This window comes from Burkholderia sp. Ac-20349 (assembly GCF_017104865.1).
GTDB lineage: Bacteria > Pseudomonadota > Gammaproteobacteria > Burkholderiales > Burkholderiaceae > Burkholderia > Burkholderia aenigmatica.
Map to the genome: position 1 here is coordinate 1 of NZ_JAAGPM010000183.1, position 12,876 is coordinate 12,876.

The following is a 12,876-nucleotide window of genomic DNA, read 5'->3' on the forward strand; positions in this document are numbered from 1 at the left end:
TGGCCGCCGGCCGTGCCGCCGAGGCCCGCGTGGTTGCTGGCGGAGCCGCTGCCGTTGTTGATGCGTGGGGAGCGGCCGGTATTTCATACGCCGCTGAGGATGATGTCGTCGGTGGAACGGATCGAGGCCGGGTGGTTCGATGGCCAGCTCGCTGCGCGCGATTACTGCGTCGCGCAGGACGAGGCCGGTGCGTGCTACTGGGTGTTCAAGGAGCGGGCGGGGAGCGAGGCCGAGCCGCGCTGGTTCCTGCACGGCCTGTTCGGGTGAACGGTGATGGTTGCGGAATTCAGCTGGCTGCCCGATTACGCGGAGTTGTTCTGCCGTTCGAACTTTTCGTTCCTGCATGGCGCGTCGCATGCGGAGGAACTGGTCGAGCGTGCGTTCGAGCTCGGCTATCGCGGGATCGCGATCACCGACGAATGCTCGCTCGCCGGTGCGCCGCGCATGCACGTCGCGGCGAAGGCGAAAGGGCTGCCGCTCGTCATCGGTTCGTATTTCGAGGTCACGCCGGATGACGTCGCACCTGGCCACGATCCCGGCCCTGGCGCGTTCGGGCTCGTGTTGCTTGCGCAGAATCGTGAAGGCTACGGCAATCTGTCCGAGCTGATTTCGTGGCGGCGGATGGCTTCGCCGAAGGGCACTTACACGCTGACGTCGCGGATGCTGTCGGCGCCGCCTGCCGAGTTTGCGCACTTGCGCGGCATGCCCGACTGCTTCGCGATTCTCGTGCCGACGTATCCGGTGCGTGCGGATGTACTCGATGCGCAGGTCGCGTGGTTTCGCACGACGTTCGGCGAGCGTGCACGGCTCGGGCTCGTGCAACTGCAGCGCGCGCTGGACGGTGCGCAGCGCGAGGAGATTCGTGCGGCCGGCGAGCGGCGTGGCGTGCGCATCGTCGCGCTGGGCGACGTGACGATGCACCGGCGCTCGTGCAAGGAGCTGCAGGACGTGATGACGGCGATTCGCGTCGGCATGCCGGTTTCCGAGTGCGGGTATGCGCTTGCGCCGAATGCGGAACAGCATTTGCGCGGGCGGAACCGGATCGGGAATCTGTATTCGCCGGCAGAGATCGAGGAGACCTGCACGATTCTCGATACGTGCGATTTCAAACTCGACTCGCTTCGCTACGAGTATCCCGACGAGATCGTGCCGAAGGGGCTCACGCCAACGAGCTATCTGGAGCAGGAAACCATGGCCGGGGCGGCCACACGCTATCCGCAAGGTGTGCCGGAGAAGGTGTCGAAGCAGATCCGGTATGAACTCGACCTGATCGCGCAACTGAGCTACGAGCCGTTCTTCCTGACCGTCTACGACATCGTCAAATACGCGCGCAGCCAGAACATTCTGTGCCAGGGTCGCGGCTCGGCGGCGAACTCGGTCGTCTGCTTCTGCCTCGGCATCACCGAGGTGAATCCCGAGCAGAGCACGATGCTGTTCGAACGCTTCATCAGCGTGGAGCGAGGCGAGCCGCCCGACATCGACGTCGACTTCGAGCATCAGCGTCGGGAAGAGGTGATCCAGCATATCTACGAAAAATACGGGCACAACCGCGCCGCACTCGCCGCTGCCGTATCGACCTATCGCCCGCGCGGCGTGCTGCGCGAAACCGGCAAGGCGCTCGGCGTCGATCCGATGCTGGTCGATCGCGTCGCGAAAGCGCACCGCTGGTTCGACGGCAGCCGCGACCTGCTGCAGCAATTCTCGACGATCGGACTCGATCCCGAGACGCCGCTCATCCTGGCATGGGCCCGGCTCGCCGCGCGGCTGCTGAATTTTCCGCGCCACCTGTCGCAGCACTCGGGCGGTTTCGTGATCAGCCGCGGCAAGCTCACGCGGCTCGTGCCGGTCGAGAACGCGGCGATGGACGGGCGGCGCGTGATCCAGTGGGACAAGGACGACCTCGAATCGCTCAAGCTGATGAAGGTCGATGTGCTCGCGCTCGGCATGCTGTCGGCGCTGCATCGCGCCTTCGACATGCGTACCGCGTGGCGCGGGCCGCCGGAGCCGGATGGCGAACCGTTCACGCTGAAGCACATCCCGCAGGATGACAAGGCGACCTACGACATGATCTGCCGTGCCGATACGGTCGGCGTGTTCCAGATCGAATCGCGCGCGCAGATGTCGATGCTGCCGCGCCTGCGCCCGCGGACTTACTACGATCTGGTGATCGAGGTTGCGATCGTGCGGCCGGGGCCGATCCAGGGCGGAGCCGTGCATCCCTATCTGAAACGCCGCCAGGGCATCGAAAAGGTCAGTTATCCGAAGGAGGATTTGAAGCCTGCGCTCGAACGGACGTACGGCGTGCCGATCTTCCAGGAACAGGTGATGCAGATCGCGATGATCGCGGCGGGCTTCACGCCCGGCGAGGCTGACGAACTGCGCCGCGCGATGGCCGCGTGGAAGCGCAAGGGCAATCTCGAGAAATATCACCGCAAGATCGTCGACGGGATGCGCGAGCGCGACTATCCGCCCGACTTCGCCGAGCAGATCTTCGAACAGATCAAGGGCTTCGGCGATTACGGTTTCCCCGAAAGCCACGCCGCCAGCTTCGCGAAACTCGCGTACGCCAGCAGCTGGCTCAAATGCCACGAACCGGCGATCTTCCTCGCCGCGCTGCTGAACAGCCAGCCGATGGGTTTCTACCCGCCGTCGCAACTCGTGCAGGACGCGAAGCGCCACGGCGTGCAGGTGCTGCCGATCGATGTGACGCAAAGCAACTGGGAGGCCTCGCTCGAAGCGCTGCCCGACCAGCCGCCTCCCGATGGCCAGCCGGCCGTGCGGCTCGGCCTGTCGCTCGTGCGCGGTCTCGGCGAAGCTGCCGCGCGCCGCATCGAAGCAGCACGCACGGCGGCCGGCCCGTTCGACAACGTCGACACCCTCGCGCGCCGCGCGCAACTCGAACGCCGCGATCTCGAAGCGCTCGCGGCCGCGAACGCACTTGCAACGCTCGCCGGCCACCGCCGCGATGCGCTGTGGCAAGCGGTTGCAGCAGCCCCCGAACGCGACCTGCTCGCGACCGCACCGATCGACGAAGCGGAGAAGCCTGCACTCGGCGCGCCGTCGGAAGCCGACGACATCCTCGCCGACTATCACACCACCGGCCTTACGCTGAACCGCCACCCGGTCGCGCTGCTGCGGCCCGCGCTGCGCGCGCGGCGGCTGTCGTCCGCAGCCGAATTGCACGACCGCCCCGACGGCCGGCTCGCGCGTGCGTGCGGGCTCGTGACTGCGCGGCAGATGCCGGGCACCGCGAAAGGTGTGATGTTCATGACGCTCGAGGACGAAACGGGCTGCGTGAACCTGATCGTCCGGCCCGAGCTGCTCGCGCGGCAGCGCCGCGAAACCCTCGACTCGCGGCTGCTCGCCGCGTCCGGCGTGTGGCAGGTCGCGAGCGACGTGCGGCACCTCGTCGTACAGCACTTCGAGGATCTGACGCCGCTGCTCGGCGGCCTGCGCACATCGAGCCGCGAATTCCACTGACGCAACCGGCGCGCGCCGCCGAACGCGCGGTGCTTTTCCATCCATGCATACCAGTCGGCTCAACTGGTTCTATTCAGGTCTTATATTCGCGCCCAAAACCTGGCCGAACCGCGTACTGGAACTGTCCCCTTGCATACCAATCCGGGTAAATCCCTATCCCGCACTTCGTTGTAAACAAAGGGTTTGTTGGAACTAAAACGCTTGCCGGGCAAGGCTTCCGGCGATTTCGGCACGGCTAATACCAGTTCGTTGACTGGTATTATGGTGGTTATATAATGCCCTCACTTTCGACGGCCTGCGGTCGTCGTCCGACACCCGGAGGCACATGGAAACCGGCTGGTCCGAACTGGCGCCCGATCCCCTCAGCGACACGCCGCTCTATCTGCAGCTCGCCCGCAACCTGGCGAGCGCGATTCACGCCGGCGCGTGGCGGGCCGGCGAGGCGCTGCCGTCGGAGCGGCTGCTGTCGGTGTCGGTCGGTGTGTCGCGGATCACGGCCCGTCGCGCACTCGCGTTGCTGGTCGAGCAGGGTCTGATCAAGCGGGCGCGCGGGGCAGGCAGCTTCATCACGCCGCGTGTCGCCGATCCGCTGTCGCGTCTCGTCGGCTTCACCGCGAAGATGCAGCAGCGCGGCTTCGTGCCCGATTCGGTGTGGCTGTCGCGCACGCTGCGCGCCGCAAACCGCGACGAGATCACGCGTCTCGGTCTCGCGCCCGGCGCGACGGTGGCGCGGCTCGAACGGCTGCGCCGCGCGGACGGCATCGTGATGGCCGTCGAGCACTCGACGCTGCCGGCGGCGGTGGTGCCCGATCCGCAGGTGCTCGGCGCGTCGCTGTACGAATACCTCGAAGCGCGCGGGATGACCGTCGTGCGCGCGCTGCAGCACTTTCGCGCGGCGAACGCGACCCACGCGATCGCGAAATGGATGGCAGTGAAGCCGGGTTCGGCGCTGCTGGTGATCACGCGGATCGGCTACGGCGCCGACCAGCGCGCGATCGAAGTGAGTGAAACGTATTGCCGCGACGATTACTACGACTTCGTCGCCGAACTGAAACGCTGACGCGCGAGACTGCCCGCGCGCGACACGCGTGAAGTAACGACACGGATTTGCAAATCACGACGCGGATGCCCGCGTCACCAGATCATCAAGAGAACGTCATGCTGACTGGAAACATCCTTACCCCCGACGGCTGGATTCACGGTTCGCTCGATAGCGAGAACGGCCGCATCACGACCCTCGACGGCAAGCCCGTCGATCCCGCGAAGAACGATGCGCCTTACATCCTGCCCGGCTTCATCGACCTGCACGTGCACGGCGGCGGTGGCGCCGACGTGATGGAAGGCGGCGACGCGATCGAGACGATCGCCCGCACGCACGCGCAATTCGGCACGACGAGCCTGCTCGCGACGACGATGACCGCACCGCGCGACGAACTGATGAAAGTCGTCGGCAACCTCGGCACCGTCGCGCGCACCCGCACGCCGGGCGGCGCGCGGGTGCTCGGCGTACACCTCGAAGGGCCGTACATCAACCCCGGCAAGCTCGGTGCGCAGCCCGACGCGGCCGTGTCGGCCGTGCTCGACGAAGTACTGAAGTACCTGTCGATCGCGCCGATCCGCGTCGTCACGCTCGCACCCGAAATCGCCGGCCATATCGAGATCATCGGCGAGATGGCGGCGCGCGGCGTGCGCGTGCAGCTCGGCCATTCGCTCGCGACCTACGACGACGCGGTGGCCGCGCTCAAGCACGGCGCGTGCGGCTTCACGCACCTGTTCAACGCGATGTCGCCGCTGCATCACCGCAACCCGGGCCTGGTAGGCGCGGCGCTTGCTCATGCCGAATACGCGGAAATCATCCCCGACCTGCTGCACGTACATCCGGGCGCGATTCGTGCTGCGCTGCGCGCGATCCCGCGCCTGTACGTCGTGACCGACAGCACCTCGGCAACCGGCATGCCCGACGGCGAATACCGGCTCGGCAGCCAGCACGTGACGAAGTGCCTCGGCGGCGTGCGCCTCGCCGACGGCACGCTCGCCGGCAGCACGCTGACGATGGATCAGGCGCTGCGCAATCTCGTGTCGCTCGGCCTGCCGATCGCCGACGTGTCGAACCGGATGTCGCGCTATGCGGCCGACTACCTCGGCGTCACCGATCGCGGCCGCCTCGAGCGCGGCGCATGGGCCGACCTCGCGGTGTTCGATCGCGACCTGAACCTCACCGCGACCTACGTCGAAGGAGAATCGATTGTCGAATATGCTTAAGGAAGCGCGCGAGTCCGCCCAGGTCGTCGCCGCGCAGATTGCCGACACCACGCGCGTCGAAGCGCTCGCCGGCCAATTGCTCGATCACCCGCCGGCCGTCGCGCTGACGGTCGCGCGCGGCAGCTCGGATCACGCCGCGAGCTATTTCGCGAGCCTGACGATGAGCCGCCTCGGCGTGCCGGTCGCGTCGCTGCCGATGTCGGTCGCCACGCTGCAGCAGGCGCCGCTGAAGGTGCAGGACCAGCTCGCGATCGCCTTCTCCCAGTCGGGCAAGAGCCCCGATCTCGTCAACACGATGGCCGCGCTGCGCGAAGCCGGCGCGCGTACCGTCGCCGCCGTGAACGTGCTGCCGTCGCCGCTCGCCGACGCATGCGAGCACCAGTTGCCGCTGCTCGCCGGCCCCGAACTGTCGGTGGCCGCGACGAAGAGCTATATCGCGATGCTGTCGCTGTCCGCGCAGATCGTTGCCTACTGGCAGCGCGACGCCGCGCTGATGACCGCGCTGCGCGGTCTGCCCGACGTACTCGCGCAGGCCGGCCAGCTCGACTGGTCGCAGGCCGTTGCCGCGCTGGCGGGTGTCGAGCGGATGATCGTGATCGGCCGCGGGCTGGGCCTTGCGATCGCGCAGGAAGCCGCGCTGAAGCTGAAGGAAACGTCCGGCATCCAGGCCGAGGCGTTCTCGAGCGCCGAAGTCCGTCACGGCCCGATGGAACTGATCGACCGCGACTATCCGCTGCTCGTGTTCGCACCGCCGGGGCCCGAGCAGGCTGGCCTGCTGCAGCTCGCCGCAGACATGCGCGCCCGCGGCGCGGCCGTGCTGCTCGCGGCGCCCGCCGGCACGCCCGGCGCGACGCTGCCGCTTGCGCAGTCCGCCCATTCGGCGCTCGACCCGATCGCCGCCATTCTTTCGTTCTACGTGATGGCGGCGGATCTCGCCGTCGCGCGCGGCCGCAATCCCGATACGCCGCGCCACCTGAACAAAGTCACCGAAACGCACTGATAGCCGAGACAGCCGATGAGACGCGCCGAGGAGTCCCAGTTGAAGAGCCCCACCCACGATCAGATCGTTCTGCTTGCCCCGCTGACGGGGCCGATCGTTCCGCTGGCCGACGTGCCCGATCCGGTGTTCTCCGGCGGGATGTTCGGCGACGGCATCGGCATCGACCCGCTCGCGGGCAAGCTTGTCGCACCGTGTGCGGGCGTCGTGTCGCACCTCGCGCGCACGGGTCACGCGGTGACGATCACGACGCCGCAAGGCGCGGAAGTGCTGCTGCACATCGGCATCGACACCGTCGAGCTGAACGGGCAGGGCTTCATTGCGCATATCGAGGCCGGCGCGCGTGTCGAGGCGGGCACGCTGCTGATCGAGTTCGACCAGGATGCGGTGGCGCGCAGCGCGCATTCGCTCGTGTCGGTGATCGCGATCGCGAACTCGGATGCATTCGAGGTCGTCGATCGTGCCAGCGGCTTCGCGACGGCCGGCGAGACGCCGCTGCTCGCGCTGCGCGGCAAGGGCGAAGCGGCCGTGCAGGCGGCACAGGCCGGCGCCGCGGCGCAGAACGAAGTGCGCCGTGAAATCGTGCTGGCGCAACCGGGCGGCCTGCATGCGCGGCCGGCCGCGCGAGCACGCGAAGCCGTGCGCGGGTTCGACGCGACCGTCGACGTGCTGTTCGACGGCCGCAAGGCGTCGATCGCGAGCGTCGTCGGCCTGCTCGGGCTCGGTGCCGGCGAAGGTGCGACGGTCGAACTGGTCGGCCGTGGCGCGCATGCGCAGCAGGCCGTCGATGCGGTCGAGCACGAGCTGCTGCGCGAAGCGCATGGCGAAGTCGAGGAAAAACCGGCGCGGATGACATCGCCCGTGCCGCAGACGATCGCGCGCAACACCGGCGCACCGCGCGATGGCGCACCAATCGACCCGAACACGCTCGCGGGCGTGTGTGCGGCGCCCGGCATCGCGGTCGGTACGCTGGTGCGTCTCGACGATGCGGAAATCGTGCCGCCCGAGCAGGCCGCCGGCACGCCGGCTGCGGAAAGCCGCCAGCTCGACCAGGCGCTGAAGGCGGTCGACGCCGAACTCGACGAAACGGTGCGCAACGCATCGGCGCGCGGCGCGGTCGGCGAAGCGGGCATCTTCGCGGTGCACCGCGTGCTGCTCGAGGACCCGACGCTGATCGACGCGGCGCGCGACCTGATCAGCCTCGGCAAGAGCGCGGGCTTCGCCTGGCGCGCGACGATCCGCACGCAGATCGACACGCTGTCGAAGCTCGACGATGCGCTGCTCGCCGAACGCGCGGCCGACCTGCGCGACATCGAGAAGCGCGTGCTGCGCGCGCTCGGTCATACGAACGGAGCCGCGCGTGCGCTGCCCGACGAAGCGGTGCTCGCGGCCGAGGAATTCACGCCGTCCGACCTGTCGTCGCTCGATCGCCAGCGCGTGACCGCGCTCGTGATGGCGCGCGGCGGCGCGACGTCGCACGCGGCGATCATCGCGCGGCAGCTCGGCATTCCGGCGCTGGTCGCGGTCGGCGATGCGCTGTACGCGATTCCGGACGGTACGCAGGTCGTCGTCGATGCGAGCGCGGGCCGGCTCGAACACGCACCGACCGCGCTCGATGTCGAGCGCGCGCGGCACGAACGCCAGCGCCTCGACGGCGTGCGCGAGGCGAACCGGCAACTGGCGGGTGAAGCCGCCGCGACGGTCGACGGTCGCGCGATCGAGGTCGCCGCGAACATCGCGACGCTCGACGACGCGAACACCGCGGTCGACAACGGCGCCGACGCGGTCGGCCTGCTGCGTACCGAATTGATGTTCATCCATCGCCAGGCCGCGCCGACGGTCGTCGAGCACCAGCAGAGCTACCAGTCGATCGTCGACGCGCTGCAGGGCCGCACGGCGATCATCCGCACGCTCGACGTCGGCGCGGACAAGGAAGTCGACTACCTGACGCTGCCGCCCGAACCGAACCCGGCGCTCGGCCTGCGCGGCATCCGTCTCGCGCAGGTGCGCCCCGATCTGCTCGACGATCAGTTGCAGGGCCTGCTCGCGGTGAAGCCGCTCGGCGCGGTGCGCATCCTGCTGCCGATGGTGACCGACGTGGGCGAGCTCGTGCGCCTGAAAAAGCGCATCGACGAATTCGCGCGCGCGCAGGGCCGCACCGAGCCGATCGAGGTCGGCGTGATGATCGAGGTGCCGTCGGCCGCGCTGCTGGCCGACCAGCTCGCGCAGCACGCGGATTTCCTGTCGATCGGCACCAACGACCTGACGCAGTACACGCTCGCGATGGACCGCTGCCAGGCCGATCTCGCCGCGCAATCCGACGGCCTGCATCCGGCCGTGCTGCGCCTGATCGACATCGCGGTGCGCGGTGCGGAAAGGCACGGCAAGTGGGTCGGCGTGTGCGGTGCGCTCGGCGGCGATCCGCTCGCGGTGCCGATCCTGGTGGGCCTCGGCGTGACCGAACTGTCGGTCGATCCCGTATCGGTGCCGGGCATCAAGGCGCGTGTGCGCCGTCTCGATTACCAGTTGTGCCGTCAGCGCGCGCAGGATCTGCTCGCGCTCGATTCGGCACAGGCGGTAAGGGCAGCAAGCCGCGAGGTCTGGCCGCTCGACTGAGCGTCGACGGCAGGTTCGCGACGGTTTCACGACGAAAGCAATTAGGTCAACGACGATTAATGACGAGACAAGGATTGGAGGACTGAATGAACGGGAATCCGTTTCTGAAAATACAGGGCCTGGGCCGGGCACTGATGCTACCGATCGCGGTACTGCCGGTTGCCGGCATCCTGCTGCGACTCGGCCAGCCGGACGTGTTCAACATCAAGATGATCGCCGACGCCGGCGGTGCGATCTTCGACAACCTGCCGCTGCTGTTCGCGATCGGCGTGGCGGTCGGTTTCGCGAAGGACAACAACGGCGTGGCGGCGCTCGCGGGCGCGATCGGTTACCTGATCGAAACCGCGATCATGAAGGACATCGATCCCAAGCTGAACATGGGCGTGCTGTCCGGGATCATCGCGGGTGTGGTCGCGGGCCTGCTGTACAACCGCTATAAAGACATCAAGCTGCCGGACTACCTCGCGTTCTTCGGCGGCAAACGGTTCGTGCCGATCATCACGGGCCTGGTCTGCGTGATACTCGGCATCGCGTTCGGGTATGTGTGGCAGCCGGTCCAGCATCTGATCGACGCGGCCGGCCAGTGGCTGACGACGGCGGGCGCGATCGGTGCGTTCGTGTTCGGCTTCCTGAACCGCCTGCTGCTCGTCACGGGCCTGCACCACATCCTCAACTCGCTCGCGTGGTTCGTGTTCGGCAACTTCACGCCGCCGGCCGGCGGCGAGATCGTGCACGGCGACCTGCACCGCTTCTTTGCGGGCGACCCGACCGCGGGCACCTTCATGGCCGGCTTCTTCCCGATCATGATGTTCGGCCTGCCGGCGGCATGTCTTGCGATGCTGCACGAAGCGCCGAAGGAGCGCCGCGCGATGGTCGGCGGCCTGCTGCTGTCGATGGCGCTGACGTCGTTCCTGACCGGCGTGACCGAGCCGATCGAATTCAGCTTCATGTTCCTCGCACCGGTGCTGTACGTGATCCACGCGGTGCTGACGGGGCTGTCGCTCGCGATCTGCCAGATCCTCGACGTGAAGCTCGGCTTCACGTTCTCGGCCGGCGCGATCGACTACGTGCTGAACTACGGGCTGTCGACGAAGGGCTGGATCGCGGTCCCGCTCGGGCTCGCGTACGGCGCTGCGTACTACGGGCTGTTCCGCTTCTTCATCCGCAAGTTCAACATGGCCACGCCGGGCCGTGAGCCGGCATCGGCCGATGCGGCCGCGGAATCGTACGCATCGGGTGGCTTCGTCGCGCCGGCTGCAGGCGCTGCGCCGCGCGCGCAGCGCTACATCGCCGCACTCGGCGGGGCCGGCAACCTGTCGGTCGTCGACGCGTGCACGACGCGCCTGCGCCTGACCGTCGTCGATCCGGAGAAGATCTCCGAGCCGGAACTGAAGTCGATCGGCGCGCGTGGCGTGCTCAAGCGCGGCGGCAACAGCGTGCAGGTGATCATCGGGCCCGAGGCCGACATCATTGCCGACGAGATGCGTACCGCCATCGGCAGCGGCGCGGCAGGCGCAGCATCGACGGCGACGGCCGCCGCCGCGCAGCCCGTCACGGGCGCGGCCGCCGGCCCGCTCGATCCGGAGCCGACGCGCTGGCTCGCGGTGTTCGGCGGCGCGACCAACGTCGTGTCGCTCGACGCGATCGCGACCACGCGCCTGCGTGTGGTCGTGCGCGATCCGTCGGCGGTCGATCGCGATCGTCTCGGTGCGCTCGACGTCGCATGGGTGTCGGTCGACACGTTCCACATCGTCTGCGGCAACGCGGCCGCACGCTATGCCGAACAGCTCGGCGCGCGCCTGCCGCCGTCGGGCAGCGGGGCGGCCGTGCAACCGGCCTGATGCGATGAAGCCGGCCTGATCCGCGACGCGGGTTCGGGCCGGCCGGCAAAACGAAAACGGCTTGCGATGCGTCGCAAGCCGTTTTTCTTTGGTGCGGGCGATGGCGCGATGCCTGCGTCCGCATCGCGCGTCGCCCGAGCGTTCAGCCGTTCACGGATTCGTCAGCGTGAAGGTCGGCTTCCGGTAGCCGACGCCGGCCCGGTCGAGCTTCGGCAATTCGCGTTGCGTGAGCAGCGTCGCGAAGCCGGCCCAGTCGCGCTGCAGCGCGGCCATGTCGACGTGATGCGTGTCGCCGCGCTTGAAGCGTACGCCGGCCGCATACGGCAGCTCCCAGTCGGCCCGGTGCCATGCGCGCTCGGCCAGCGCGAGCAGCCGCGGATAGGCCATGTATTCGAGGAAGGTGTCGTTGCGCATCACCTCGCCCCACGCCTGCCCTTGCATGCCTTCGATGCGCGGCGCAGGGCCCGTGCCCGTCACCTCGAACGCGTTGCCGTCTCGGTCGCCCATCACCTCGGCGTTCTGCGGCAGGTTCTCGGGCGCGAGCGAGAACACCTTGTACTCGTCCGTCGCGTGCGAGCCCCAGTAGTAGCCGCGCTCGCGCGGGTTCAGCGTGTACGGGAAGTCGAAGTACAGGTAGTCGGGCAGCGCGAGCACCGTCAGGTAGCCCTTGCCGCTCAGGTCGCGCGCGCTGTCCGATGCGCCCCAGAAGATCGTGTCCCACAGCGACACCATCACGTGGCGCGTGCTGAAGTCCTGCGGCCCGTTCGCATGCTTGATGCCGTCCTGCCACGCGGCCATCGTGTCGATCCCGTTCGCGCTGACCGCCGCGCTCACCTGTTGCGCGAAACGTGTCGGCAGCTCGTCGATCGACTTGATCTCGCCGCGCTGGAGCAGCGCCGTGCACGCGGGCGAACGCGCCCACGGCTTGTCCTGCGCGGAGAGATCGATGCGCCCCTTGTTCGGGTCGGTGCCGTTCAGCGGCTGGAAGCCCCCGCCGAGGAAGATGTTCTTCGCCTCGTCACCGCCGTAGTGCCAGATGTGCAGTGGCGCCTGCGCGTCCGCATGCATCGCGGCGATTTCCCGGATCACCTTCGACGCGAAATTGAGCGCGCCCGGCACGCACGGGTTCAGGTCGCTGCGCCGGTCGTAGAACTGCACCGTCGTCAGGTTCGACGTGTCCTGCGGATCGAGCAGCCGGTATGCGTTCGCTTCCTGCTCGCGGCCGGCCGCATGCAGCCGCCGGTAACGTGCCTCCATCGTCACGACGGCCGCGCGTGCGTGCGCGGGCATGTCGATCTCGGGGATGATCTCGACGAAATGCGCGGCCGCGTAGCGCACCAGCGCCACGTAATCGTCGCGGGTCAGGTAGCCGCCGCCCGAGCGGTTGTCCGGGCCGGAGCCGAGCTGCGGCAGCAGGCAGCGCGTCTCGCTCGGGTCGTGGCAGCGGCGTCCTCCGGTCTCGGTCAGTTCGGGCAGGCCGGGAATCTCGATGCGCCAGCCCTCGTCGTCGGACAGGTGCAGGTGCAGGCGATTGAGCTTGTACGCGCTCATCTGCTCGACGGGCTGATGGGCTACGAAGGACAGATCGCCGGCGTGGCCGACACGGAGCCGGGCAGCGGTGCGCGCAACGCGCTGGTGCGCCACCTGAAGCGCCGCTCGGCGCGCGAGATCAACGCGCGC

The 12,876-nt window shown here is 68.2% G+C and carries 6 protein-coding genes and 2 pseudogenes; 7 read left to right on the forward strand and 1 reads right to left on the reverse strand.

The annotated features are described in order from the left end of the window. From G3N61_RS34755 to nagE, 7 genes and pseudogenes are all read left to right on the forward strand, one after another. Positions 1–267 (forward strand): annotated as a pseudogene (locus tag G3N61_RS34755) (DNA polymerase Y family protein); the annotation flags it as partial. A gap of 6 nt (positions 268–273) precedes the next feature. Continuing rightward, complete coding sequence (locus G3N61_RS34760) at positions 274–3,480, forward strand: error-prone DNA polymerase (protein ID WP_205824622.1); 3,207 nt, start codon at positions 274–276, stop codon at positions 3,478–3,480. 325 nt (positions 3,481–3,805) lie between these two features. Then, a complete protein-coding gene (locus G3N61_RS34765; protein WP_043187255.1) occupies positions 3,806–4,540 on the forward strand; it encodes a GntR family transcriptional regulator in 735 nt (244 codons plus the stop codon). Positions 4,541–4,638: 98 nt separating this feature from the next. After that, a complete protein-coding gene (gene nagA, locus G3N61_RS34770; protein ID WP_043187257.1) occupies positions 4,639–5,742 on the forward strand; it encodes an N-acetylglucosamine-6-phosphate deacetylase in 1,104 nt (367 codons plus the stop codon). Next, positions 5,735–6,742, forward strand: a complete 1,008-nt coding sequence (locus G3N61_RS34775; protein WP_085042153.1) for an SIS domain-containing protein — start codon at positions 5,735–5,737, stop codon at positions 6,740–6,742. Before nagA ends, G3N61_RS34775 begins: the two co-directional genes overlap by 8 nt. A 15-nt stretch (positions 6,743–6,757) precedes the next feature. Then, a complete protein-coding gene (gene ptsP, locus G3N61_RS34780; protein ID WP_205824623.1) occupies positions 6,758–9,355 on the forward strand; it encodes a phosphoenolpyruvate--protein phosphotransferase in 2,598 nt (865 codons plus the stop codon). Positions 9,356–9,441: 86 nt separating this feature from the next. Beyond that, positions 9,442–11,196 (forward strand): N-acetylglucosamine-specific PTS transporter subunit IIBC, encoded by a 1,755-nt coding sequence (nagE, locus tag G3N61_RS34785; protein ID WP_089451311.1) that lies wholly within the window; start codon positions 9,442–9,444, stop codon positions 11,194–11,196. 150 nt (positions 11,197–11,346) lie between these two features. Here the strand turns inward: nagE and G3N61_RS34790 are convergent. After that, positions 11,347–12,756: pseudogene (locus tag G3N61_RS34790) on the reverse strand (family 20 glycosylhydrolase); the annotation flags it as partial. Positions 12,757–12,876 lie beyond the last annotated feature (120 nt).

Bases quoted from the DNA above. Each gene is read 5' to 3' on its own strand.
- G3N61_RS34760 (WP_205824622.1), top strand. From the start codon at position 274: ATGGTTGCGGAATTCAGCTGGCTGCCCGATTACGCGGAGTTGTTCTGC.
- G3N61_RS34765 (WP_043187255.1), top strand. From the start codon at position 3,806: ATGGAAACCGGCTGGTCCGAACTGGCGCCCGATCCCCTCAGCGACACG.
- nagA (WP_043187257.1), top strand. From the start codon at position 4,639: ATGCTGACTGGAAACATCCTTACCCCCGACGGCTGGATTCACGGTTCG.
- G3N61_RS34775 (WP_085042153.1), top strand. From the start codon at position 5,735: ATGCTTAAGGAAGCGCGCGAGTCCGCCCAGGTCGTCGCCGCGCAGATT.
- ptsP (WP_205824623.1), top strand. From the start codon at position 6,758: ATGAGACGCGCCGAGGAGTCCCAGTTGAAGAGCCCCACCCACGATCAG.
- nagE (WP_089451311.1), top strand. From the start codon at position 9,442: ATGAACGGGAATCCGTTTCTGAAAATACAGGGCCTGGGCCGGGCACTG.